Annotated in this window: 22 protein-coding genes; 10 read left to right on the top strand and 12 right to left on the bottom strand. The window is 51.2% G+C overall.

The genetic code is table 11. The features are described 5' to 3' along the window. Positions 1 to 10: 10 nt before the first annotated feature. Positions 11 to 571, top strand: a complete 561-nt coding sequence (gene efp, locus U9S71_RS00275) for an elongation factor P (RefSeq protein ID WP_326324335.1) — start codon at positions 11 to 13, stop codon at positions 569 to 571. A gap of 18 nt (positions 572 to 589) precedes the next feature. Beyond that, entirely contained in the window at positions 590 to 1,180 is a 591-nt protein-coding gene (locus U9S71_RS00280; protein ID WP_326324336.1) for a 5-formyltetrahydrofolate cyclo-ligase, read from the top strand. Here U9S71_RS00280 and U9S71_RS00285 read toward each other — a convergent pair. Beyond that, positions 1,164 to 2,456 carry an HAD-IB family phosphatase gene (locus U9S71_RS00285; RefSeq protein WP_326324338.1) on the bottom strand — a complete coding sequence of 431 codons (1,293 nt, stop codon included), beginning with the start codon at positions 2,454 to 2,456 and terminating at the stop codon, positions 1,164 to 1,166. The two genes, U9S71_RS00280 and U9S71_RS00285, sit on opposite strands and share 17 nt — an antisense overlap. Before the next feature lie 9 nt (positions 2,457 to 2,465). Further along, entirely contained in the window at positions 2,466 to 3,473 is a 1,008-nt protein-coding gene (locus U9S71_RS00290; RefSeq protein WP_326324340.1) for an NAD-dependent epimerase/dehydratase family protein, read from the bottom strand. A gap of 121 nt (positions 3,474 to 3,594) precedes the next feature. Between U9S71_RS00290 and U9S71_RS00295 the strand changes: the two genes are divergently transcribed. Next, a complete protein-coding gene (locus U9S71_RS00295) occupies positions 3,595 to 4,776 on the top strand; it encodes a formimidoylglutamase (RefSeq protein ID WP_326324341.1) in 1,182 nt (393 codons plus the stop codon). Positions 4,777 to 4,781: 5 nt separating this feature from the next. Here the strand turns inward: U9S71_RS00295 and radA are convergent, their stop codons facing one another. The 3 genes from radA to U9S71_RS00310 are packed head-to-tail and all read right to left on the bottom strand — an operon-like array spanning position 4,782 to position 9,107. Continuing rightward, on the bottom strand, positions 4,782 to 6,158 hold the full coding sequence (radA, locus tag U9S71_RS00300) for a DNA repair protein RadA (protein ID WP_326324342.1): 1,377 nt from the start codon (positions 6,156 to 6,158) through the stop codon (positions 4,782 to 4,784). A 2-nt stretch (positions 6,159 to 6,160) separates the two neighbouring features. Further along, positions 6,161 to 7,318 carry a dipeptidase gene (locus U9S71_RS00305; RefSeq protein WP_326324344.1) on the bottom strand — a complete coding sequence of 386 codons (1,158 nt, stop codon included), beginning with the start codon at positions 7,316 to 7,318 and terminating at the stop codon, positions 6,161 to 6,163. Between the two features lie 7 nt (positions 7,319 to 7,325). Continuing rightward, positions 7,326 to 9,107 carry a serine hydrolase domain-containing protein gene (locus tag U9S71_RS00310; RefSeq protein WP_326324345.1) on the bottom strand — a complete coding sequence of 594 codons (1,782 nt, stop codon included), beginning with the start codon at positions 9,105 to 9,107 and terminating at the stop codon, positions 7,326 to 7,328. An 83-nt stretch (positions 9,108 to 9,190) separates the two neighbouring features. On the opposite strand from U9S71_RS00310, the gene U9S71_RS00315 reads away from it, so the two are divergent. The 3 genes from U9S71_RS00315 to miaA are packed head-to-tail and all read left to right on the top strand — an operon-like array spanning position 9,191 to position 12,110. After that, positions 9,191 to 9,988: a hypothetical protein gene (locus U9S71_RS00315; protein WP_326324347.1), complete on the top strand. Its 798-nt coding sequence runs from the start codon at positions 9,191 to 9,193 to the stop codon at positions 9,986 to 9,988. A gap of 41 nt (positions 9,989 to 10,029) precedes the next feature. Next, positions 10,030 to 11,202: a Gfo/Idh/MocA family protein gene (locus U9S71_RS00320; protein WP_326324349.1), complete on the top strand. Its 1,173-nt coding sequence runs from the start codon at positions 10,030 to 10,032 to the stop codon at positions 11,200 to 11,202. Further along, a complete protein-coding gene (gene miaA / locus U9S71_RS00325; protein ID WP_326324350.1) occupies positions 11,181 to 12,110 on the top strand; it encodes a tRNA (adenosine(37)-N6)-dimethylallyltransferase MiaA in 930 nt (309 codons plus the stop codon). The genes U9S71_RS00320 and miaA overlap by 22 nt, the downstream gene beginning before the upstream one ends. Here miaA and U9S71_RS00330 read toward each other — a convergent pair. The 3 genes from U9S71_RS00330 to U9S71_RS00340 form a co-directional block, all read right to left on the bottom strand. Continuing rightward, entirely contained in the window at positions 12,100 to 13,653 is a 1,554-nt protein-coding gene (locus U9S71_RS00330) for an Rne/Rng family ribonuclease (protein ID WP_326324351.1), read from the bottom strand. The two genes, miaA and U9S71_RS00330, sit on opposite strands and share 11 nt — an antisense overlap. Before the next feature lie 374 nt (positions 13,654 to 14,027). After that, a complete protein-coding gene (locus tag U9S71_RS00335) occupies positions 14,028 to 14,858 on the bottom strand; it encodes a tetratricopeptide repeat protein (protein ID WP_326324353.1) in 831 nt (276 codons plus the stop codon). 26 nt (positions 14,859 to 14,884) lie between these two features. Next, positions 14,885 to 15,169 carry an HU family DNA-binding protein gene (locus U9S71_RS00340; protein ID WP_325637451.1) on the bottom strand — a complete coding sequence of 95 codons (285 nt, stop codon included), beginning with the start codon at positions 15,167 to 15,169 and terminating at the stop codon, positions 14,885 to 14,887. Between the two features lie 252 nt (positions 15,170 to 15,421). Here U9S71_RS00340 and U9S71_RS00345 point away from each other — a divergent pair, with 252 nt between their 5' ends. The 3 genes from U9S71_RS00345 (at position 15,422) to uxaC (ending at position 18,992) form a co-directional block, all read left to right on the top strand. Then, positions 15,422 to 16,243, top strand: a complete 822-nt coding sequence (locus U9S71_RS00345) for an SDR family oxidoreductase (RefSeq protein ID WP_326324355.1) — start codon at positions 15,422 to 15,424, stop codon at positions 16,241 to 16,243. Between the two features lie 166 nt (positions 16,244 to 16,409). After that, positions 16,410 to 17,573 carry a mannonate dehydratase gene (uxuA, locus tag U9S71_RS00350; protein ID WP_326324356.1) on the top strand — a complete coding sequence of 388 codons (1,164 nt, stop codon included), beginning with the start codon at positions 16,410 to 16,412 and terminating at the stop codon, positions 17,571 to 17,573. Between the two features lie 15 nt (positions 17,574 to 17,588). After that, positions 17,589 to 18,992 carry a glucuronate isomerase gene (gene uxaC, locus U9S71_RS00355; protein WP_326324358.1) on the top strand — a complete coding sequence of 468 codons (1,404 nt, stop codon included), beginning with the start codon at positions 17,589 to 17,591 and terminating at the stop codon, positions 18,990 to 18,992. Here uxaC and hemL read toward each other — a convergent pair. From hemL to hemA, 4 genes are all read right to left on the bottom strand, one after another. Continuing rightward, entirely contained in the window at positions 18,987 to 20,372 is a 1,386-nt protein-coding gene (gene hemL / locus U9S71_RS00360; RefSeq protein ID WP_326324359.1) for a glutamate-1-semialdehyde 2,1-aminomutase, read from the bottom strand. The two genes, uxaC and hemL, sit on opposite strands and share 6 nt — an antisense overlap. Positions 20,373 to 20,460: 88 nt before the next feature. Next, positions 20,461 to 21,432 (bottom strand): porphobilinogen synthase, encoded by a 972-nt coding sequence (gene hemB / locus U9S71_RS00365; protein ID WP_326324361.1) that lies wholly within the window; start codon positions 21,430 to 21,432, stop codon positions 20,461 to 20,463. A gap of 106 nt (positions 21,433 to 21,538) precedes the next feature. After that, on the bottom strand, positions 21,539 to 23,176 hold the full coding sequence (gene hemC / locus U9S71_RS00370) for a hydroxymethylbilane synthase (protein ID WP_326324362.1): 1,638 nt from the start codon (positions 23,174 to 23,176) through the stop codon (positions 21,539 to 21,541). Positions 23,177 to 23,357: 181 nt separating this feature from the next. Continuing rightward, the gene (gene hemA, locus U9S71_RS00375; protein ID WP_326324364.1) at positions 23,358 to 24,599 is read right to left on the bottom strand and encodes a glutamyl-tRNA reductase; all 1,242 of its coding nucleotides are present in this window, start codon (positions 24,597 to 24,599) and stop codon (positions 23,358 to 23,360) included. A gap of 178 nt (positions 24,600 to 24,777) precedes the next feature. Between hemA and U9S71_RS00380 the strand changes: the two genes are divergently transcribed. Next, positions 24,778 to 25,989 carry a serine hydrolase domain-containing protein gene (locus U9S71_RS00380; RefSeq protein WP_326324366.1) on the top strand — a complete coding sequence of 404 codons (1,212 nt, stop codon included), beginning with the start codon at positions 24,778 to 24,780 and terminating at the stop codon, positions 25,987 to 25,989. Position 25,990: the final 1 nt, after the last annotated feature.

The raw sequence follows: 25,990 nt of genomic DNA on the forward strand, positions 1-25,990 counted from the left end.
ACGATAGATTATGGCTAAGGCTTCAGATGTAAAAAGTGGTAATATTTTACGCTTCAATGGCGAATTGGTATCCGTGGAGGAATACATCCATCGGACCCCCGGCAACTTGCGGGCGTTCTACCAAGCCAAAATGCGAAATGTTAAAACAGGAAAACTCGTCGAATACCGTTTCCGCACCGATGAGGAAGTGGAGATTGCGCGCGTGGAAACCAGCGACTATCAATACCTATATGAGGACGGCGATACCTTTGTGGTGATGGATAACACCTCGTTCGAACAATTCAATATACCCAAGGAGCTTTTCGGCGATACTGCCCGTTTCCTGAAAGAAGGCATGCAGGTGCTGGTGTCAATGGAGAGTGAGGAACCGATTATGGCGCAGGCACCGACAACGGTAGAGTTGGAAGTGACGTATACCGAGCCGGCGGTAAAAGGGGACACCTCAAACAATGCATTAAAAAGTGCAACCGTAGAAACAGGTGTTGAGATCAAGGTGCCGCTTTTTGTCAACCAAGGGGATAAAGTAAAAGTAGATACACGCTCCGGCGCTTACGTGGAGCGCGTGAAATAGTTTCAGGCGCTGCGCCAAATGGACCCATCTACAAAACAGGCACTGCGCAAACGATATCGTGAAAAGCGGATGGGGCTTTCGCCCGAGGAGTTTCAGCGATTGAATGACGGACTGATTCTGCAAGCGGAAGTGCTGGACCTGGAGCATTTGCGGACGGTACACCTCTTCCTACCCATCACCGGTAACAACGAACCCGATACCTACGCGATTACAGGTCGGTTGAGGCAACGCTACCCCAATATGCGGATTGTGCTTCCAAAAACTGAGCCGGGGACTCGCGAAATGAAACACTTCGTTTGGGATGCGAATACAGCGCTAGTACCCAACCATTGGGGGATACCTGAACCAGTCACAGGAACAGCTGTGCGACCGCATGAAATCGATGCCGTATTTTTGCCGCTGCTGGTTTTTGACCAACAGGGACACCGTATTGGTTATGGCAAAGGGTTCTACGACCGGTTCCTCGCCGAATGCCGTCCAGCGGCTCAGAAAATCGGATTGTCGTTATTCGAAGGGGTGAAATCCATCAGCGACATTTCCTCGCATGACGTGGCGATGGACCTATGTGTGACACCCACCCGGATATGGACGTTTAATACAGTACCCTAAATTTAACCGTATTATCAATTTGCCGCAGTTGTCGGAGCAGTTGCTTATCGTACTGCGTATCCACGTCGGTCACGGCATATCCGATATCGCCCTTCGTTACCAGGAACTGGGCAACGATGTTGATGCTGTTTTCGGCAAAGACCTTATTGATCTGTGCCATCACACCCGGAACATTGCGATGGATATGCAGTAACCGGTGGGCTTTATCCATTTTGGGCAACGGGAGGCTTGGGAAGTTCCTGCTAAGGTACGTATCGCCCTTATTGATGAACTCAGCCATCCGGCGCGGAATGAATTCGCCATTGCGTTTCTTGTCTTTTTTATCGTCGAAAAGGACGATCCCCTTTTCGCTGCAGATATCGCGGTTTACACGGTGCTTGCTGTCGCCAAGGTAGCCAATGACCTTGAGCTTGTCGGCCCTGGCCAATTGTTCATCCGCTAGCCTGATATCCTTGCCCAATAGCAGCATCCCCACGTCTTTAACGTATTTCTCTTCAAATGTCTGCTTGGTGCGGATGGAAAATCCATCTCGTTTCAGGATATGGGCAGCGATCTCCGGGACGTCGCCCACAATGAGACATAGAATACGGTTTTTGGGATACGATATGGCACGCGGGAGGTCGTTCACGTACAGGAACTCGTCAAAGCTGGGTGTTACGTGGTCTGCTTTCTCCGACACGCTTTTACGCTCGATATTCTCGGTAAAGGCGAAGAAGCGCTCGATAAGCCCCGACTCCTTCAATTGGAAATCGGAATAACCATCGCCGATGCCAAAGATCTTGCCCGGTAGTTGCAATTGCTTCAGGAGTTTCACTTTGCCCCCTTCTTCCGATAAGGGGTTTCCTTCATCGTATCCGGTGATGTTGCCCGCTTCGTCGAACGTAAATGTGTTGGCATATACGTTTTCTTTTTTGATATGGTAGGGGATGACGACGGGGAAGATGAACTCCTTGAATCCGCCGGAAACAATCAATACACTGTCTGCATTCTTCTTGAAGAACTCTTTGTTGCGCGAGAAGGACCGAGACACTTTCTTTTTCAATATCCAGATGAGCTTGGCGAGGTGTTCGCGATTGGCTTCCAATAGCTTAACGCGGGCGGCGAGGCTCTCGCGGAACGATAGCTGGCCGTTCATGGATAGGTTGGTGAGGCGATCGATCTCTTCATACACCAGCTCCTTGGCGGGGTGGTCGGCCAGTGAGATACGGGCCAGTTCGTCTAAGGCCTCCACTTGGGTGAAGGTACTGTCAAAATCAATGATGTAATAATTCTCCAATGGATGTTGTTATTTCAGTGTTTTACAAATTTCGTTTAATGTATGATCAATGGGTTTGAACGCGATGCCGGTGACAGCGACAACCTTGCGATTTGAAAATCGCAACCGGTTGCGTGCCGAATTAGCAGTCTCGCGTGTGATCAATGGGCGCTTACGGGTAAACCATGCAAGCACGCTAGCTGCCCGCCAGGCCATGCTGAGCATCCATGGTGTGGCCCGGTATTTCGGGGCAGGTCTGCCCAAGAGGTTGCTGCAGCGGGCCAGAAGTTCACGGTACGTCATGTTAGCATTGCTCAAGAGGAAACGTTGCCCCGTGATGGTAGGATTGTCCATGAGCAATACCATCGCTTTGGCGGTGTCTTCCACATCGATGAGGCCGACAGACCCGTCGGTATAGAAATGGAGCCCTTTGTGGACCATTGCGAAGATCGAGCCGCTGGTATCACCGCCTTCAGCCCGGGCTGAAGGTCCGATAATAAGGGCCGGATTGACGATAACGGCATCCAGCCCTTCGGCAACTCCCCGCCATACTTCCATTTCGCCCTCGTACTTAGAAGCCGCATACCCAGGTTGACCGGGCGTATACTCCCATAGGTCATCTTCCGTTGCTTCACCGTTATGCCTTGGCTGACCGATCGCAGCGATGGAACTGACATGCAATAACCGCGTGCGGTGTTGTAGCGCCAGGTTGACCACGTTGGCCGTACCGGCCACGTTCACCGTCGTCAGCCGTTGCCGATCGGCAGCATGATACGAAATCATGCCGGCGCAATGATAAACCTTCGATATACCGATGAACGCATCACCCAGCGCGAAGAAGTCATTGATATCCGCATTTACCCATTCCAGTGCGGGCAAGTCAACGAGTTCTTGTGGGATAACTGATGTTTCCCGTTTGGCAGCGCGTACCGCCATCCCTGAAGCGAGTAACCGTTTGATGAGTATCGAACCAAGAAAACCTGTTCCTCCTGTTACTAAAACCACCGTCGCAGCATAGTTTGATAATAATGCTTTCAAAAGTAAGGTAATAAATGGATATTTCCGCTATTAAAACACTTTCTTATGGCAGCGGAGAGAACGAAAAATTTGCTTTTTATGGGCAAATTTATCTAAGTTTGCCAAACAACATACAACTATCATGTCCTTATCGGTTTTCTTTTCATCTGTTTCCCACCAGGATCTCACACCCAACGGCGGGTTCTTCCGATCACAAATTGGGGCGACGGTTCGCCTATTTGACCGTGATTTCCCGGATCTGGAGGAGGAGAAGCCCGATTTGGCATTGTTCGGGGTGCTGGACGACCGGATGGCCGTGGGCAACCTGGGTTGTGCTGAAGGGGCGGGTGCGGTGAGACGCAACCTGTATGGGCTTTACCAGGGCGAATACAAGCTGCGGTTGGCCGACCTCGGTAACATCCGAGCGGGAGAGACCGTAACCGATACCTACGCTGCGGTGAAAACGGTATGTGCGGAACTCATCAAGGCGGGTATCGTACCAGTCATCATCGGTGGCGGGCAGGACATTACATATGCACAGTACTTGGCGTACGAGAGCCTCGAACAACGCGTGGACGTCTCCATCATCGATGCGCGGTTTGACATCGATCAAGACCAAACGGAAAGTGCTCCGTTGAATGCACAAACGTACATCAACCATATCATCCTGCATGAGCCCGATTACCTGTTTAACCTGAATAACCTCGCTTACCAGACCTATTTCGTCAGTAAAGAGTCCATCGCGATGTATGATAAGCTGTATTTCAATGCGGTGCGCTTGGGCTTGATGGCTGGTCAGGTGGATCAGGTGGAACCCGTTATCCGGTCGGCCGACATGCTCAGCTTCGATATGGCTGCGATCCGGCAATCGGATGCACCGGGGAGTGCCCATGCCTCCGTCAACGGGCTGTTTGGCGATGAAGCATGCCAGATTTGCCGCTACGCCGGGATGAGCGATAAGCTCACGTCGATCGGCTTTTACGAGTACAATCCGGCGCTCGATAGCCGCGGGCAGACAGCTATGCTTCTGGCCCAGATGATATGGTACTTTATCGATGGGTTCTACAACCGGAAAAATGATGCCCCGCTGGTGCCCAAGTCGGCTTACATTACCTACCGCACAAGCGTACATAATGAGGCGTATGAATTGGTTTTTGTGAAAAGTAAAAAATCCGATCGGTGGTGGATGCAGGTGCCCTATTCGGGTACGAAATCAGTGAACGAGCGGTACCACTTGGTTCCTTGCCGTTACGAAGACTATCAAATGGCCGTTTCGGGCGAAATGCCCGACTTGTGGTGGAAGACCCATCAGAAGCTGATCTGACCCCATCACCCGAATATCGCTTGGAATACTTCTTCCACGCGGGCAACCGGCTTGATATCGATTTGATAATTGCTGCGTTCCAATCCCTTGGTATTGTACTTGGACAGGAAAATGGCCTCGAAGCCGAGCTTTTCTGCTTCGGCTATCCGCTGCTCGATACGGTTCACGGCACGTATCTCGCCCGAGAGGCCCACTTCGCCGGCGAAAGCTACTGTAGCCGATACGGCCATGTCCTGTTGGGAAGAAATAATGGCCACGACGACCGCCAGATCGATGGCCGGATCTTCCACCCGTAGGCCGCCGGCGATGTTGAGGAAGACATCCTGGGCGCTGAGGCGGAAACCGAAGCGTTTTTCGAGCACAGCGAGCAGCATGTTCATCCGTTTGGTATCGAATCCGGTAGACGAGCGCTGGGGCGTGCCGTAGGCCGAGTTGCTCACCAATGCCTGCACCTCGATCAACATGGGCCGCATTCCTTCCAGCAAAACGGCAATGGCGGTGCCACTAGTGCCATCTTCACGTTGCGATAACAGGATTTCCGAAGGGTTGCTCACTTCGCGCAACCCGGAGCCTTGCATCTCGTATATACCCAGCTCGGAGGCCGATCCGAACCGGTTTTTAACTGCCCGCAAGATGCGGTAGGCGTGGTGGCGATCGCCTTCAAACTGTAACACCGTATCGACCATGTGCTCCAGTACCTTTGGCCCGGCGATGCTGCCGTCTTTGGTGATGTGGCCGACGATGAATACGGGGATGTCGGTTTCTTTGGCAAAGCGGAGCAGTTCGGCCGTACATTCGCGTACCTGCGATACGCTCCCAGGGGCGGAGTCGACCTGTGCGGAATGCAGCGTTTGGATGGAATCGATAATGACCAAGTCGGGTGCAACGGATTCCACCTGTGCAAATATATTCGTTGTAGCGGTTTCGGTGAGGATATAGCAGTTGGCCTGCGAGGCTTGCGAAATCCGTTCCGCGCGCATTTTGAGCTGCTGCTCACTCTCCTCGCCGGAGACATATAAGGTCTTTGCCTTCATAGTAAGGGCGAGTTGCAGCATCAAGGTGGATTTGCCGATGCCCGGTTCGCCACCGATAAGCACCAGCGATCCGCGCACGATGCCGCCACCCAGTACCCGGTTCAACTCGCGGTCGGGGGTCACCAATCGGCTTTCGGCCACATGCTCAATTTCATGTATCACGGCCGCCTTGCGCGCGGGCTTTTTCGTGCCTGAGGCTGTCCGCCAATCGGGTGTGCGAGCATTGGCGCGCGCTACCACTTCTTCCACGAACGTGTTCCACTCGTTGCAAGAAGGGCATTTGCCGAGCCATTTGGCCGATTCATAGCCGCAGTTTTGGCAGAAGAAGGATGTTTTTGTTTTCGCCATGGTTAATTCGCTTGGGCCGCTATCACGCGGAGTACATTCTCGCCGAGGATTTTTCGGATATCGGTTTCGGTATACCCCCGCTGCCGGAGGCCCGCGGTGAGGTTTGGGAAATCGCTGCAATCGTCGAGCCCTACTGGCGTGGATGATATCCCGTCGAAGTCGCTGCCAATGCCCACGTGGTCAATGCCTGCCGTTTTAACCATATAATCGATATGGTCGAGCAATAACGAGAGGGGTGGACGGAGTTCTTCTTTCGCTGCGGCTGGTAGGCGGCTGAACTTGGCGTCGTTTGAACGCTTCACGCTATCCTTGGTGGCCACGTACTTTTCATACAACCGGTTGATTTTCGTGTAATGCATGGGATCCAGGAAGCCCGAATAGAAATTAAGGCAGATGACCCCGCCGTTTTCGACAACCGCTTTGATTTGGTCATCCTGCAGGTTCCGTGGATGTGCCATCAGCGCGTAAGCGTTACTATGCGATACGATCACCGGTTTGGTGGTCGCCGCTATGGCGTCGAAAAACGTTTGCCTGCCTACGTGCGAGAGGTCGACCATCATGCCCAGTTCGTTCATCCTATGGATGACCTGGCGCCCGAAATCGGTCAGCCCCTTATGCTTCAGTTTTTTAGGGTTACGGGTTTCATCTGTGGCCGAAGTTGCCCACTCCGTGCTGTTGTTCCAGGTCAGGGTGAGGTACCGTGCGCCGCGGGCAAAGAGACTATCGAGGTAGTCCATGCGGCCCTCAATCATGTGGCCGCCTTCCACACCGATTACCGCCGCGATTTTCCCTTGGTCGGTGATGGTTCGTATGCCGGCAGGGGTGGTGGCCAGTGCGATTTCACCCGGATATTTATGGATGAGTTCCATCAGCCCATCGATCTGCTTATTGGCGTATGCAAATGCGGTGCCTTTGCCATACTTCTCGCTGCACCATACGGCAAAAACCTGCACATCGATGCCCCCTTCTTTGATGCGGGGAATGTCTGTGTGGCCCGAGGTTATCCGTTTCCCGATGTCCTTACCCCGCATGACCGATTGATAGAGCACGTCGTTGTGTGTGTCGATAACAAGAGCATCGTTGTGGATACGTTGGGCATCCTGCGCGAATAGCTCGCCTGTGAAGAGGATGGCGGCGACGAATAGCATGGTTTTATTCATAATGGACCTATTTAGCGCGGACGGCTTCGTAGAAGGTATCTTGTATCCGGCTACGCACATTCAATTCATACAGTTTGGTGCTCCTTACCGGATGAACCCGATTGGACAGAAAGATATAAATCAGTTGTTCTTCGGGATCAATCCATATACAGGTGCCGGTATAACCCGTGTGGCCGAATGTAGCGGGTGAGGCTAGTTTGGAGGGATATGCTTTGCTGGTGTCGGGGTTGGCCCGGTCGAACCCTAAACCCCGTCGGCTGGTTTTCGATTGCTTGGACGAGAATAGGTCCACCGTTTCCGGCTTAAAATACCTATCGCCTCCGTATTCGCCACGGTTGAGCAGCAGCTGTCCATAGATGGCCATGTCGTTGGCTGTGGCGAAGAGGCCGGCATGGCCCGCAACGCCACCGGCCATGGCCGCACCCTCATCGTGCACATACCCTTGTAGTAGCGTTTTCCGGAAGGTCGTATCGTCTTCGGTCGGTACGATACGTTGCTTCGGGAAGCGTTGCCGAGGAAGGTAACCGGCTGTCTGCATACCTAAGGGGCGATAAAACTCGTGCTGGATGTAATCTTGGATAGGGGTGCCCGTTTGGTGCTCGGCCACTTCCTTCATCACATACATGCTGATGTCGCTATATACATAGTTTCCCGTGGGATTGAGTTTCGATTGGAGCATGGTGGGCCACATGACGTCATCGTAAAACCCCGTGCGGATAAAGCAGCCATCGGCAACTTTCACGGAATAGGTGGCCGACGAGTCGGAGCTGAGATCTTCCGGCTTGAGATTGGCATAAAACGGGATGAAGGGAATAAACCCTGCCTCATGGAGCATCACGCTGCGCAGCACGGTGCCGTTTTTGTTGGTGCCCTGTGCTTGCAGCAAGTAATGGCCCATGGTACTGTCGAGGTCGACAATACCGCGCTCGGTGAGGCGCATGATGGTCGGTGTGGTTGCCGTAATCTTCGTCACGGAAGCCATATCGAAGATGTCGGAAACCTTGGTGGGCTCTTCCTTTTCATACGTGTGGTATCCATAGGATTTCTCAAAGATTACCTTGCCGCTTTTTACCGCCATGACCACCCCGCCCGGGGTGGCGCGCTCGCGGATAGCCTCTTCCATGATGTGGTCGATATCGGTTTCCAGTTGGGCCTGATCGATGCCGAGTGTAGACGCATCCGTATAGGCCAACCGGGTCTTAGCGGTGGTATAGCCCGCGCCCACCGTATATCGTGGCGAGAATGATTTCGGTAGCTTGGCCGTACAAGCAAGGCCACCGAATACCGACATGGCCGCATCTACGGCGGAGGCAGCGGTTTTTTCGGGATTCCACAGGAGCGGAAAATAGCGGAAATCCAGTGCTTTAAGGTTCGTTCCGTCGCCAAATACGGCGAGTATGACTTGTTTGCCCACGGCTTGTGTATAGATAAACTGCAAGAGCCGTTGATCGGAAAGGTCTTCGGCCGTCAACGCTGCGATAATGGTATTGTAGAACTTGATGTCTTCATCGAGTTGCAAATAGCTATCCGGTTGCATGGGTATCACAAAGCGATCGACGGGCGCATAGCGGCTTAGTTGGTTACCGAAAGCGATGGACATGGTTTCATCGAGACGGGTGATGACCGCCGTCTGCCGCTTGGCAAGGTTGCGGAGCGGGATAACATTAACTTGGTTGTTTAACAAAACGGTTTGGTTTATCTGCGCGTAGGTTGTGGGCTGTGCGTATAGCGCCGTATTGGTGTACATGCAAGCCACAAACATGCAAAGCAGCATAATGGTTCTATTCATAGTAGACGAATATCGGTAATTTGCGGAAAAAATAGGTGCCTCTCGTATTTTTTATGAATTTTGTCAATTATTACCGGTATCTGATGTTTGGTTTGAACGGCTCTTTCTATACATTTCGCTCAGCGTTAGCCAATCGGCTTACGTTGCCGTTCCATGCGGAAATGCTTTCGGAAAAGGCAGGCTTGCTATATTCGGACGAAGAAAGGCTTTGTATCGTTTATTACGCAGTTGAGGCTGAAAAACGCGTTCCGATGACCTGTATCGGCCGGTGTATCCATATCGATGAAGACCTTTGGGCCACGCGGTCGCAGCTGTTGCTCAATCGCATTGCCGCATTGATGGGACATGCGCAACGCGTCTACGCACGGAATACCGTGGTTGCACGGGTAGAAAAACGCGTTGCGCTATCTTTTCTGCAGGAACATCACTTACAGGTGGCCTTGCCGGGCAAGTACCGATATGGCCTATACCACGATGGCGAGCTGGTAGCCGTGGCGGTATTCAGCGGCGGCCGGCGCATGGCCGAAAAGCCTACCGATTACCGTTCTTACGAGCTGCTCCGCTTTTGCCATAAGCAGGGAGTGCACGTGGTGGGCGGCTTCAGCAAGCTGCTTGATGGTTTCCGGCGTGATTTTAACCCCGACGACATCATGACGTATGCCGACAAGGATTGGTCGGATGGCAGTCGCTATCGCAAGCTGGGTTTTACGGAGGTGGGCGAGACCGCACCGCAGCTATTCTGGGTGGATATGCGTACGATGCAACGGTATTACGAGCGTACGTTACCCTCGGAGGTCGCAGCAATGCTCCCCGATGAGCGGCCCACGGCAGGATACGTGGCTGTACACAATAGTGGGAGTATCAAGCTAGTATATTTTTAGTATATTCGACGGATTTTAAACTTTTTAACGCAAGAAAACAGATGAACAGAAAACTTCGCATGGGCATGGTAGGAGGAGGAAAAGACGCCTTCATCGGTGCGGTACACCGTATTGCCGCCAATATGGACGGCTTGGTGGAACTGGTGTGCGGTGCATTTAGCATCAACCCCGACATCGCGCGAGAATCCGGGAAGGCTCTTTTTATCCCCGACAACCGGGTATACCTCACCTTTCAGGAGATGATTGAAAAGGAGAGCCAGCTCCCAGAGGGTGAACGTATGGATTTTGTGACCATTGTGACCCCGAATTTCGTGCACTTTGAACCGGCGAAGCTGGCCCTGGAACATGGGTTCAATGTTGTTATTGAGAAACCGATGACCTTTACGCTCGAAGAAGCCAAGGAACTCAAGGAAATCGTTGACCGTACCGGCAACGTGTTGTGCCTCACCCATACCTATAGTGGATACCCGATGGTGAAACAGGCCAAGGCGATGATCAAGGAAGGTGTCTTAGGCAAAATAAGGAAAGTGGTGGTGGAATATCCGCAGGGCTGGTTGAGCCGTCTTTCCGAGCGTGAAGGTAACGCCCAAGCTGCTTGGCGTACTGACCCGAAAAAATCGGGAAAGAGTGGCTCGATGGGCGATATCGGCACCCACGCGGCACACTTAGCCGAATACGTGACGGGCTTGGCAATCACCGAACTCTGTGCCGATTTGTCTACGCTAGTCGAAGGACGGATGTTGGATGACGATGGAAACGTCTTGCTGCGTTTCAACAACGGCGCACGTGGCGTGCTGGTGGCTTCCCAGATTTCCGCAGGCGAGGAGAACGCACTACGTATTCGCGTGTATGGTGAAAAAGGGGGAATCGACTGGGCGCAGGAAGATCCCAATAACCTCATCGTGAAGATGCTCGACCAACCGCGGCAGTACATTCGCACGGGCAATGCGTATGCGGCACCCTATACGCTGAGTAGTTTTGCCATGCACAATACGCGCGTACCATCCGGACACCCGGAAGGGTTACTGGAGGCATTTGGTAATATCTACCGCAATTTCGTGCTCACCGTTTCCGCTAAACTCAACGGCGAGACGCCCACTGCGGAGATGTTGGATTTTCCACAGGTTGATGAAGGTGTGCGCGGGATGGCGTTCATCGATAATGTGGTTGAAAGCAACAATTCCTCCGAAAAGTGGACGAAGTTCGTGGTGTAAAGACCACGTCTGACCTTATCGTCATTCTTGGCCCTACCGCCTCCGGAAAAACCCGGTTGGCGGTGGAGGTAGCCAAGCGGACCGACGGCGCCATCATCAGTGCCGATTCCCGGCAGGTGTACCGTGGCATGGACCTCGGTACGGGGAAGGACCTTGATGATTACGGTGATATTCCCTATTTCTTGATCGATATCCGGGAAGCTGGAGAAACCTATCACGTAAGCCAATACCGCAGCGATTTCTACGACGCCCTAGACCGCATCAGGCAGCAGGGAAAACAGCCTATTCTGTGTGGCGGCACAGGATTGTATATCCAGTCGGTGCTGCAGCGGTTTGATTATAGCGGGGTACCCGTAGACATGGTGTTGCGCAGTGAACTGGAGGCGTTGGATGCCGATGCGCTCCGTGACAGGTTGCGGCAGCTACCTATGCCGCTTGGTTTCAAAGCCGATACCAGCACTAGGAAGCGGCTTATCCGCGCAACGGAAATCTGTACGTGGTGTCAGTACCATGTGCTCCCCCAACACCATCACCCTGTCGTTCCGGCCCTCCTTTTTGGTATAAACCCACCGATAGATATCCGCCGGCAACGCATCACCGAACGACTTCGCGCGCGGCTCGGGCAAGGGCTCATCGAAGAGGTAAAATACCTATTGCAAAAAGGCATACCGCCCGAGCGACTGGTCTATTACGGATTGGAATATAAATACGTAACCCGTTACCTCTTGGGCGAATTGGACGATAAAACATTTTTTGACCGACTCAACACGGAAATCCATCGCTTTGCCAAAAGACAGATGACCTATTTCCGGAAGATGGAAAAGGATGGGTTAGTCATACACTGGTTGACCAACGGGTCGATAGATGATATGGCCACCGAGGTGATGGCCATATCCGCTATAATTTGATCTCGACCTCTTTCCCATTGAAGAAATGGAACTCGGTGAGGAAATATGAGGCTACCGGTTTTACCTTGATCCAGCGGCCGAACTTGAAATACCACTTCATCCGTCGTGATATGAACCCCGATTTGAGGTACGTGTAGATATAAGGGTGTACACACAGGGTGATTTCCTTTTCGTTCTGCTCCTGCAGGATGAAGCTCAAGTTGTTCTCAATGTCATCCATCAAGACAATGCTTGAACGTATCTCGCCGGTACCATCGCAAGCAGGACACTTTTCGTTGGTGACGATGGTCATTTCGGGGCGTACACGCTGCCGCGTAATCTGTACCAACCCAAATTTACTCGGTGGAAGGATGGTATGACGGGCACGGTCGGCCGCCATGCATTGTTTGAGGTAGGCGTGCAGCTCCTTGCGGTTGGCCGGCTTATGCATATCGATGAAATCGATGACCACGATACCGCCCATGTCGCGTAGGCGGAGTTGCCGGGCAATCTCCTTGGCGGCCTCCATGTTCACCTGCAACGCGTTTTCTTCTTGGTTCTCCTTATTGGCGGTACGGTTGCCGCTATTCACGTCGATGACGTGCAACGCTTCCGTATGTTCGATAACCAGGTAAGCACCGCCGTGCAAGTTCACCGTTTTGCCGAAGGCTGCTTTGATTTGACGTTCCACACCGAAATGCTCAAATATGGGCTCACGGTGTTTATACAGCTTGACGATTTTTTCCAGGTCGGGCGAAATTTCCTGCACATAGGAACGGGTTTCTTCAAAGATGGCCTGTTCGTTGACATAGATGTGCGAAAATTCGTCGGTGAGGATGTCGCGCAAAATGGTTGATGTGCGGTCCATCTCACCAAGTACCTTATGCGAGGGCTCGGCTGTGCGCAAACGGCTGGTGAGCACTTCCCATTTTGAAATAAGATCCAATAAATCTTTTTGCAGTTCAGCAACCCCTTTCCCTTCTGAGACGGTCCGAATAATGACGCCGAAATTCGCGGGCTTGATGCTCTCTACGATTTTCTTCAGGCGGTTGCGCTCGGTGTTGCCTTTTATCCGTTTGGAAATGGATACTGCACTTGAAAACGGAACGAGTACGACGTACCTCCCCGCAATGGACAAATCCGAACTTAACCGCGGTCCCTTGGTAGAAATGGGTTCCTTGGCAATCTGTACGGGCAGCAGCATATTCCGGGTGAGTACCTCGGATATCTTGCCGGCTTTGTTGATGTCCTTTTCTAATCTTAAACTATCGAGCAGTTTCTCTTTGTAACTGCCTTTCTTTACCAATTTGGTGAGCTTGATGAGCGATTGGACCTGGGGGCCCAGGTCGAGATAATGTAGGAATGCGTCTTTCGAATATCCAACATCTACAAAGGCAGCATTAAGGCCGGGCATGATTTTTTTGATCCTACCCAGGTAAATGTCTCCTACAGCATAGTTGTTGTTTGCCTGTTCCTTATTGAGCTCTACAAGCTGTTTGTCTTGAAGTAAAGCGATAGTGACCCCCCTTTCGGGAGCCGAATCGATAATTAACTCCTTTACCAACAGCTACTCCTTTAGCAAAGCAGGTCACTATCGGGAACATGTAGCCATGTCTTTTCATCATTTGCGAAAGGATAATAACCTGCTTTGAATGAATAATAAAATACGTTTAATCCAGATCCTATACGTCTTCCTGAAACATGGTAAGGGTAGAGTTCTGTTGTGGGCGCACATCAACTAATGCTGTGTGCTGCGATGTGGCCCGCGCTCATTTATATACCCTAAGCCGGAAGAAGGATCTTGTCAGGCAAGGTTATTTTTTCTTGTGCCTGTTTTTCCTTAGACGTTTTTTACGTTTGTGGGTAGCCATTTTGTGTCTTTTTCTTTTTTTTCCGCTTGGCATAGCTTAAATTTTTTAAATGAATAAATTAAAATGATTATTTACTCAATTCATCAATTTTGCGATCGATAAATTGGGTTAGGGTCGGATCGGCCGCCAAATCCCTGCTTTTTTCAAAAGCAGCGATGGCCTCACGATTCAGCCCAATGTTTTCGTAACTTGTGGCCAGATAAAAATAAGATTCGGCATCGGGCTGTTGGGATACAACCGTATTGAACCGATCGATAGCGAGGTCAAACTGGCGTGACTGCATCGAAAATAAGCCGAGGCTTTTGTTTGCTCCCACGTGGGAAGGCTGCACATTGACGACCTCCCGGAGCAGCGCGATACCAGCCATGGGGTTTGTCGTGCCCGTTACGTACGCGCTACCTAAACCTACCTTCGCATCCAAACTTGTCGAATCTAGCGCCAGTGCTTTTTCGTATGCGTTAATGGCATAACCGTTGAGGGCACCGGCAGCCAATGTATCTTGCAGGTTGGTGTAGGCTGCGCGGTAAGCATCGCCCGCTTTAAGCCAATCCTCAAACTGACCATCGAGTTCGGCAAGCTCCTGGTAGATGAAGCCCGCTGGGGCCGATTCATTGATATCGTCCCATTTGGTGGCGAGCTGCTGCAGAAGCCTACGTTTATTGTCGTTGTCAGCACGCTCCAGTTCCGCCTCCACATCCGATATTTCCTGGATGATGCTAGGGTTAAGCCCCTCTTTGGCTTTTTGCGATACGGATTCGAGCGTAACCTGGGGTCCGGTAGCGGCACTCGGGGTGGGCTTGTTTTCGTTGACCAAACCTTTGATGGGCTGCGCCAACAAAAACCCCATCAAGACAATGATTGATGTAATGGCGACTACCTGTTTGGTTCGTTGCTGCATGTGTGTTACCCGCTGGTGCGCAAAAATTACTTGTTACCAGTTTTTACCTTTTCGACAAAGGTTTTAGCTGGCTTAAAGGTTGGTACATAGTGCGCAGGGATAATGATGGCCGTGTTTTTTGAAATATTTCGAGCTGTTTTTTCTGCTCTTTTCTTTACGACAAAACTGCCGAAACCCCGCACGTAAACATTCTCACCCCCAACCATCGCGTTTTTGACAACTTTGAAGAATGCTTCAACCGTTTCTTGAACATCTACTTTCTCCAGTCCGGTTTTGTTTGCGATTTCTGCTATAATTTCTGCCTTAGTCATATCTATAATTTTTGTAATTAATTATTTTTCAATACATAAGCCCTTCAAATGTTGGGGATGCAAAAGTATCGCTTTAAAACGACATCTTAAAATATATTTGTTAAAATTTTGTAAATGCGCGAGTTACCGTTTATTATCGTTGACATACCTACAACGTTTTCGTGAATAATTATATGAAAACATACCCCTACTCCATCCATTTTGCCTAATATTGGGGATTAAAATACGCAATAGACCTTATTTCTAAAAACTATGGATGGAATACAACAGTTTTCTTTAGCGGGTAAAGTGATCGTGATTACGGGTGCGACAGGGGTTTTGGGCGAGTCGTTCTCCCTGGCCACCGCGGCGGCAGGTGCGAAAGTGGCGGTATTGGGGCGTAACAAAGAACGGGCAGACGCACGGGTAGCGGCGATAAAGGAGCGTGGTGGTGAAGCAATCGCAGTGATTACCGACGTGTTGGATGAGCAGGCGGTTCACCAAGCTAAAAACCAAATATTGGATGCTTGGGGTACCATCGACGGGCTGGTGAATGCTGCGGGAGGGAATATTCCCGGCGCCACCATCGGGCCCGACCAAAACCTGTTCGACACCAAGATCGCCGATACCCAAAAGGCCGTTGAGCTGAACCTCTTCGGTACGGTTATCCCTACCCATGTTTTCGGGCGGGTCATCGCCGAGAAGGGACAGGGGTCCATCGTAAACATTTCGTCATTAGCCGCCCAGCAGGCCATTACCCGTGTAATGGGTTATAATATGGCCAAGTGTGCTGTCGAGGGGTATACCAAGTGGATGGCCGTGGAGTTGGCCCAGCGTTATGGCGATAAAGTACGGGTGAACGGGATTGCACCCGGTGTATTCCTTACCGAACAGAACCGCGCTTTGCTCACCAATGCCAATGGGTCTTATACCGACCGGGCACAGCGGTTCGTTAACAACACCGCCTTTGGACGTTTGGGCGACCCCAGTGAACTTACCGGCACGTTGATTTTCTTACTCAGTGATGCATCGGGGTTCATTTCGGGTGAAACCATTTTGGTGGATGGTGGATTCAATGCCTGGAGCGGGGTGTGAGGTTGTGAACTTGTGAGTCTGTGAACTGTGAGGTAGTGAGGTTGTGAACTTGTGAATTGAATTAAGGATAGCGGAGTGGAAGTACTAACGCAATAGCAAATGGAGCAGAGCGAAATCCCGAAAGCAAAGCGTATCGGGAAAGCATAGAGCAAATAGCAAAAAAGCAATGACAAAAAAACTTGAACAGGCGTGGCGGTGGTATGGTCCTGCCGATACGGTGTCACTACAGGATATCAAACAGGCCGGGGCAACGGGCATTGTAACCGCACTGCATCACGTACCCCATGGCGAGGTGTGGCCGCTGGAAGATATACGCGAGCGGAAAGCGCTCATCGAAGCTGCCGGGCTGACGTGGAGCGTGGTGGAAAGTGTGCCGGTGCACGAAGCCATTAAAACGCGCCGGTCCGATGCCGAACAGTACCTCGACAATTATCGGCAGAGTCTGCGAAATCTTGCCGCGACGGGCATCAGAACCGTTTGCTATAATTTCATGCCCGTATTGGATTGGACGCGTACCCAGCTCGATTTGGAAATGAAAGATGGCTCGAAGGCACTGTATTTTGATTGGAATGATTTGGCGGTTTTCGACCTCTTCGTGTTGAAAAGGGAAGGGGCCGACCAGGACTATCCGGAAGCGGTGAAGGTAGAAGCCAAGAAGCGGTATGAAACCTATACACCCGAAGCCATCGAGCTGCTCACCACCAACGTGCTGATGGGGATACCGGGCGAACGCAGTATCGAGCTGGAAGAATTGCGGGAAAGCATCCGTGAATATACGGCTATTGGCTTCGATGGCCTGCGCGAGAACCTGATCTGGTTCCTGTCGCAAATCGCCGATGTGTGCGAGGAAGAAGGTATCCGGATGACGATCCATCCCGATGACCCCCCTTATCCGATTCTTGGCTTACCGCGTATTGCCAGTAACAAAGAAGACTTGCTATATATTATTCGTTCGCTCGACCGGCCTTTCAATGGCATATGCTTTTGCACCGGATCATTAGGAGCCGGCGTTGATAACGACCTCCCCGATATTTTCGACGCGGTGAAGTCGCGTGTTTATTTTGTGCACCTGCGCAACGTGACGAAGGATAGCCAGGGTAATTTTTACGAGGCTGATCATCTTGGTGGGGACGTGGATATGTATGCAGTGATGAAGGCACTGGTTGCCGAAAATCAACGGCCTGGGGCGGCGATACCGTTCCGTCCGGACCACGGGCACCAGATGCTGGATGACATCGGCAAGACCACAGCTCCGGGTTACTCGGCCATCGGCCGCCTGCGGGGCTTGGCTGAACTTCGGGGACTGGAGCTTGGCATAATGGGACAATAATTAGAAAACCTACACATGGCTTATTTTCTTCACGACGATTTCTTGTTGCAATCGAAGCGGGCGGTGCAGCTTTACCACGATTATGCCAAGGCGTTGCCCATTATAGACTATCATTCGCACCTCCCCCCTGACGCCATTGCTTCTGATGAGCAATTCGGAAACCTCACGCATATCTGGCTGGCTGGCGATCATTATAAATGGCGTGCGCTGCGCGTATTGGGTACCGACGAGCGATACATCACCGGTGACGCAGACGACCGGGAGAAATTCCGCAAGTGGGCCGAAGCGGTTCCATATACCTTACGTAATCCGTTGTACCACTGGACGCACATGGAACTCAAAAACCCATTTGGTATCACTGAGCTGCTGAGGCCCGATAACGCGGACCGGATTTTTGATACGGCATCGGCCCAGTTGCAAACGGCTCCGTTTTCTCCTCGTGGTCTGCTGACGCATTTCGGAGTGGATATGGTGGGCACCACCGACGATCCTGTGGATGACCTTCGTCACCATCAGGCGATCGCTGGAGCAAGCTTTAAAACCAAGGTGCTACCGACATTCCGACCGGATAAGGTGTTCCAGCTTAGCAAAGGCGATGACTATCGCCGTTACATCGATCAGTTGCAGGCGAGCAGCGGCGTAGCCATCGTTGATTTGGATACGTTGTTGGATGCCTTATGGAACCGGCTGTATTATTTCCATAGCCAGGGTTGCCGGATTGCCGACCACGGCCTCAGTAGCCTGCCCCGGCAAATGGACGTGAGTCTTTCATTGGACGATGTGTTTAAACGCGTGCTTGCGGGCGATGATGCCCTTGCGGCCGAGCATGAAGAGGCGTTTACCTTTTTGGTGCTTTCTGAGTTGTGCAAATTGTATCACGACAAAGGGTGGGTGCAGCAATTCCACCTCGGTCCGCTCCGGAATACCAACAGCCGGAAATTGCGGGAGCTTGGTGCCGATACCGGCTACGACTCCATCGGTGATTTCCAGCAAGCTCAATCCATGCAGCATTTTTTCAATATGCTGGAGGAAGAAGGGCGTTTGGCCAAAACCGTGGTGTACAACCTCAATCCGGCGGACAATGCCGTGTTTGCCGCAATGATGGGGAACTTTCAAGCGGCAGGGATCAAAGGCAAGATGCAGTTCGGTTCGGGATGGTGGTTCCTGGATCAGCTTGATGGCATGGCCCAGCAGCTGAACACCTTGTCGAATATCGGGCTGATCAGCTGTTTCGTAGGGATGTTGACCGACTCGCGCAGTTTCCTGTCGTACTCGAGACATGAATATTTCCGGCGGTTACTCTGCAACCTGTTTGCCGAAGACATCAATAAGGGCCTGATGCCCGATGATATCGAGTGGACGGGCAAGGTGATACAGGATATCTGCTACTACAACGCCAAGCAGTATTTTAACTTATGATTTTGGGGCGCCCATCGCGCGGAATACCTCATCCAGGCTTTCAAAGATCGCCCGTTTGGTCTTTTCCAACTCCACCTTCGTGTGCGCTGCGGAGACAAAGCCCACTTCGTAACCGGAAGGGCCGAGGTATACGCCACGATTGAGCAATTCGCGATGGAATGCCTTATAGTATTCCATGCTGCCGTGGTCGATATCGCCGGCGGCAGTAATCGTATCCTTATCGGTAAACGCAAACCAGAAGATCGAACCGATTTGAAAAACTTTGAACCGGTAATTTTTGGCCGTGGTAAAACGTTGGATAGCTTCAACGAACTCCTTCGTCTTCGTGTTTAGGTTTTTATAGAAATTGCTGCTTTTAAGTACTGTGAGCTGCACGATACCCGCCGCCATGGCTACGGGGTTGCCCGATAGGGTGCCCGCTTGGTAAACCGCGCCCTCTGGTGAGATATGACCCATCAATTCGGCAGAAGCGCCATAGGCGCCCACAGGCATGCCGCCACCGATGATCTTGCCATAGGTGATGATGTCGGGGTGCACATCATAATGGGCTGCCGCGCCTTCAAACCCGAGACGGAAGCCGGTAATGACCTCATCAAAAATAAGCAGCGCCTGGTGCTTTCGGGTAATGTCGCGTAAAAAATGAATGTATTCTTGGTGTTGGATGAGGAGTCCATTATTTGCCGGCACACCTTCAATGATGACCGCAGCAATCTGCCCATCGAATTGGGCGAATGCAGTTTCCACAGCGCTCCGATCATCCAAGGGGATAACGATGGTCTCCTCGGCAAATGCTTTCGGTACACCTGCGGAAGATGTCTCGCCGAAAGTTACCAACCCCGAACCGGCCTTCACCAATAGCGAATCGGAGTGGCCGTGGTAGCACCCCTCGAACTTGATGATTTTGTCGCGGCCGGTGTACCCCCTGGCCAGCCGAATGGCCGACATGACGGCCTCTGTGCCTGAGCTGACGAACCTGATTTTCTCGATGTATCGATTGTGTTCAAGGATCAACTCCGCGAGTTCGTTTTCCAACGCCGTCGGCGCACCGAAGCTTAAGCCTTGCGCTAAGGTTTGGATTACCTTTTCCCGTATTTTGGGATGGTTATGACCCAAAATCAACGGCCCCCAGGAGCAACAGAAGTCAATGAATTGGTTGCCGTCGGCATCCCATAGGTGGCAGCCATCGCCCTTTTCAATAAACAACGGTGTACCGTGCACCGATTTGAATGCCCGGACGGGCGAGTTCACCCCACCCGGGAAGTACCGTTTGGCCTTTTCATACAGCTCGGCTGATTTTTCACGTGTAATATCGTCTCTTTTGCCGGACGGTGGGTGGGACTCGTCGTTCCCACCAAAGGCTTTTTTCAATGCATCTAACATCTTTTGTTAATTGTTAATGGTCAATTGTTAATGGTTAATCACCAATATCAATCTACAATCTAAAATCGTCACGCCACCATCGTCACACTCAAATCCATCCATTTTCCAGCACTTCCTTGGCATGGTAGGTGAGGATGGCGGTAGCCCCTGCCCGTCGGATCCCCGTGAGGACTTCCATCGTTGCACGGCGCTCATCGAGCCACCCATTTTGTGCCGAGGCCTTTACCATGGCGTATTCGCCGCTCACATTATAGGCGGCAATCGGGAGGTCAAAACCATCGTGCAGTGACTTGATCACGTCCAGGTAGGCGAGTGCTGGCTTCACCATGAGGAAGTCTGCACCTTCTTGTGTGTCCAATTCGGCTTCAATCAGGGCTTCGCGCTGATTGGCGGGATTCATTTGGTACGTTTTCTTATCTCCGTGTTTCGGTGCCGAGTTGAGCGCATCGCGGAAAGGGCCATAAAATGCGCTCGCATATTTGGCGGTATACGACATTAGCGATACGTTGGTGAATCCGTTTTCGTCAAGTACTTGGCGGATATAACCGATCCGCCCGTCCATCATGTCCGACGGCGCCACGATATCCGCACCGGCGCGGGCATGTGCCAGTGCCATCTCACCCAAGATGGGCAGTGTTTCATCGTTTAGGATTTCACCATTCTCTACCACGCCATCATGCCCGTCGATGCTGTAGGGGTCCATAGCCACATCGGTGATGACGCATGCTTCGGGGAAATGGTGTTTCACTTCGGCGATGGCGCTGAGGTACAGGCTGCCTTCCCTTGTGCTTTCGGTTGCATACTTGTCTTTGAGCGATTCCTTGATATTGGGAAACAGATCAAAAGCACGCAGGCCCAGTTCCATGCAATACTCCACTTCGCGGAGCAGGTGATCTATCGTATATCGATAAATACCGGGCATGGAGGCGACCTCCGACTTGATGTTGTTGCCCTCGATGATAAACAAGGGGAATATCAGGTTGGCCGCCGTGATATGCGTTTCCTGAACCATATCCCGTATTACCGCTGATTTGCGTTTCCTTCGTGGTCTTATGAGCATGCCTCCACTGTAATTAATTGAAAATATCAATTGTCAAATCAGCCTTATGGCAAAATGAATTGGCAATCAAAAATCTGTGTACATCCATTCAATCTGTGTTCGATGCTCAATAATCCAAGCCGAACACCGCTTCGGCCAGACCGATTTCATCGGGCGAGTAGGGGAGTGTATATGACAGTCCGAACTCTTCCATTTTCCGACCTGTAGACCGGCCAATACAGATGATCTGTTGGCCCGGATCGACCAGGTTATCTACAAAATAAGCCTCCACGTTTGAGGGACTGGTGAAAATCAGCACGTCGGCGTTCGACTTGGACACGTTGTTATCGATGCGTGTTTGATAAACGGGGAGGTTGATGACCTTGGTGTCTGCCGTCAACGACTTCTGGATCGTTTCCAGAGAATCTTTGGCACGCGGAATCAGCACGGTAGTGCCGGCTGCGATTTTGGCAAATTCTCCAGCGATTTCTTCCATGTTGATGCCCAGCCGTTCTCCTGAAAACTCAGGGGCATGGCCGAATTGGCGAAGCATCTCTTCGGATCCCCGCCCGATGACAGCAAATTTCGTCCGCTTACTCAACCGGGGTTCGAGTTTAAAGAAGTTCTCGATGCCGTTTTTGCTACCAAAAAAGACCCAGTCTACATACTTGAGGATATAGGGGTCTAATTTATTGATCATCGGGAAAATGCGAATCAGCGAACGGCCTTCCACTTTGATGTCATGTTTAGCCATGGCACGGTAGAAATAGCTGGCTTCGGACAGGTCGCGCGTGATGAACACATGGCCGGGTAATTTCCGGTCTTGGGCAAATTTATTGGCTATCCGGTCGGCAAGGCCGGCCGTGCTCTCGGCAGCCAAGTAGAGGCGATCGGGGAAGTCTTCACTTTCTGCGGCATTGGACGTCCACACTTCATAGCGATCACCCTGTTTACGGCAGTAGCAGCCCAGCGGGGCGTGACATCCCGCATCGAAAAGGTTCAGTACTTTGCGTTCTACGGCAATGGTGTCTGCCACTGCAGCGTTGTTTATAGACTGCAGCACGTCCGAAAGCTGTGTATCGTTTTCGCGGATTTGTACAGCCAATACCCCCTGTGCCGGGGCCGGTATGACCTCTACCGGTGGGAGTTCTTCAACATGGAAGTCGCTAAGGTCTATATTGACGCGGGTAATGCCCGCTTTTGCCAGCATGATGGCATCGAAATTCTCATCACGGAGTTTCTGAACGCGGCTCAGTACATTACCACGGAGATCGTCAAATTCCAAGTCGGGACGGATAGCTAGCAACTGCGCCTTCCGGCGGTTCGAAGAGGTGCCTACAATAGCGTTGTGTTTAAGCACCAAGCGCTTCTTAGGGTCAACACAGTCTTTATGGATGATGAGTAACTCCGACGGGTCTTCGCGCGCCGTGACGGCAGCGATGGTTAGGCCAGGTGGGTGTACCGTAGGAAGGTCTTTATGTGAGTGCACGGCGAGATCGATGCCCCCGTTTAAAAGTTCCTCTTCCAATTCTTTGGTGAAGAAGCCTTTGCCTTCCAGCTTGTCCAGCCGCAGGTGTTGCACGATGTCGCCCTGGGTCTTGATGACTTTGAGTTCGGCATCCACGCCGATTTCGGCCAACCGATCTTTCACATAATTGGCTTGCCATAGGGCCAATTCACTCCCGCGGGTACCGATAATGAGCGTACGGTCTACCATTTTCGCAAGGGTAGGGGCCGTTTTAGTCAGGGGTTCATCTGTTAGCATACACAAACTTAGATAAATTAGCTTTTATATGCAATTTAACCTGCTTTTGCATATAAAAGCTATTTGTCGATCTCTTCGCTGCCATAAAAAAACTTTTTAAATCTGCGAAAACTTAATGAATATAAGACGTTATCCGAACGGATAAGTTAAAAGATTGCACGTTTCGGATAACCGAAGTGGGTCAATGGGTGTCCGAATGGTTCGTCTTCACCAAAATATCCTTGGCCATCACCATGGGTACTTTGATGTATTTTTTTTCCATATAATCAATTACCTTTTCGAGCACTGCCCTTGAATTGGCATCCAGTCCGCTTACTTCGTTGGCGAACACCTCATTGAGTGCGAAGGAACGTATTTCTTTTACTTTCTCGGGTACTTCACGCATGGCCAGTTCTACACGGCGCTGTTTAAGCATGGGCAGGAAGTCGCGGATATTCTCGGCGATGATTTGCTCAGCATGGACCAATTCATCGTAACGTTCCTGCAGGTTTTTGGATGCGATGGCCTGCAGACCGCTTACTTCGATATAATGTGCCGGATACGTTTCCAATACCTCAGGGTGGACATCATTGGGAATAGCCAAATCGACAATTACTTTCCGATCGGTTTCGCCATGGAGGAGCGATTGGTAGAGTTGCTTATCGATAATTGCTTCAGGCGATCCGGTGCAGGTAATCAGGATGTCGAACCCTCCTTTATAATAAGGAAGCTCGCTCAGCGGGTACGCGTCAGCATTTAATTCGGCACTGAGGGCCCGTGCATTCTCAAGCGTGCGGTTGAACACCACGAAATTGGAAAACCGGTGTTTCAATAAGTATTTGGCAATGTTCTGGTTGGTTTCGCCGGCTCCGACAATGAGGATACGGGGATTATCTTCCAGTTTGATTTCGCGCAATTTGCGATAAGCGAGCGAAACCACTGACACCGGATTCCGGGATATGCGCGTATGGGTGTACACCTCTTTAGCTGTTTTAACGAGTCTATCCATCACCATCCGGAGGAAATCGCCGGTGAAACCACTCTGTCGGCAACGCTCATATGCCTTGCGCACCTGCGCGAGGATTTCTTTTTCGCCTACGACCAAGCTTTCCAATGAGCACGACATCCGGAGCAGGTGGTTCAGTGCGTCGAGGCCCTCGTAGGTGTTTACCTGGCCTAAGAAGCACTCCAATTGCTCGGAAGGAACGCAAAAGTTGAGCTTGTGCATGAATTCCTTAATGAATAAGGGTGTCAATTCGTGCGCACCATAAAACACAAATTCCACGCGGTTGCAGGTGCCTACATAAAAAATTTCGGGAATGTCAAAGCTGTTCTTCAGGTTAATCAGCCGGCTCTCCAACTCTTCGTTACAAATCACAAGGTTTCCTAAATCCTTAAGATCCACGTGCTTGTGGGTAAATGCTATGACTTTAAGATTCTTCAAGGCTGTACTATGCTCCCTTAATTTCGGTAGCAAAAGTACAACATCTCATATCTGACCACTGTCAGAACTGTGTAAAACACAGATATTTAGAATGGTTATAAATAAACCTGTTCTGCTTTCGATTCCATGTTAAATTGCTTGCCATTGCAAGTCGATTGCAATACCTTAGCGGCCGCGTATGATAGTTAGTGAACAGCCTTTGCTCAGAAATAGTTTTTTCTTCTTATTATTTATAGCCGTTTTCGGTGCATCATGCACCTCAGCCGAAAAAAAGCGTGTCCGTGCCGAGCGTAAACAACACGACCGCGACAGCTTGGCGTTGGTGTATAACCCCGCCAAGGCCGATGACCGGTTGGATGCATTCATGCAGCGGTTGCACAGCCGATCGGGCTTTAATGGAAATGTGTTGATTGCAAAAAAAGGGAAAATCCTTTACCAAAATGCCTTTGGCTGGGCAGATTACCTGATGCGCGATAGTTTGGAAATCGACTCGCAGTTTGAATTGGCGTCGGTATCCAAGCCGCTCACCGCAACCGGCATACTGCGATTGGTCGAAGCGGGAACCATCAAGCTTGACCAGACGGTGGATGAGTTTTTTCCTGATTTTCCTTACCCGGATATAACCATTAAGTTGTTGCTTACGCACCGGTCGGGATTAACGAATTACCTTTATTTTACCGACAAGAAAGAAATCTGGGCTGACAAACGTAAAGGGATGACCAATGCCGATGTGATGGCGCTGTTGGCAAAGCACAAGCCCGCCAAGTATGCAAACCCTGATGTACGATTCTTCTACAACAACACCAATTACATGGTCTTGGCAGCTATCATCGAAAAAGTGACGGGCCAGGATTTTGCCGTATATATGAAAGAAAACGTATTTGGGCCCGCCGGTATGAAGCATACCGCGGTATACTCGAAGGCGGTATACGAAAAGATTCCTACCGGTGTGATTGGGCACGACAAGGTATGGCGCCGCTCGGTGGTGCAGAATTTCCAGGATGGCCCCGTTGGCGACAAGGGCATATACAGCACGGTTCGGGATCTCTACCTGTTTGACCGCGCGTTGCGCGACGGACGCCTACTTAAGCCGGAGACACTCGATTCGGCCTATGCCGGCTACAGCAAGCCTACAAAAAGCGTATTCAATTACGGTTTTGGATGGCGTACCTATGAAACGGACAACCATCAAGTGGTGTACCATACCGGCTGGTGGCACGGCTTCCGCAACATTTACGTGCGAGACATCACCAGTGATGTTACCATTGTGTTACTCGCCAATCTCGCCAATGGAAGCCTACTCCACTTGGATGAGCTCTACCATATACTGGATATACCGGTTATCCGCCGGGGCGCCTATTCGTCGGAAGGGGAATATATGGCGGAATAGC

This window comes from Parapedobacter flavus (genome assembly GCF_035818675.1).
GTDB lineage: Bacteria > Bacteroidota > Bacteroidia > Sphingobacteriales > Sphingobacteriaceae > Parapedobacter > Parapedobacter flavus.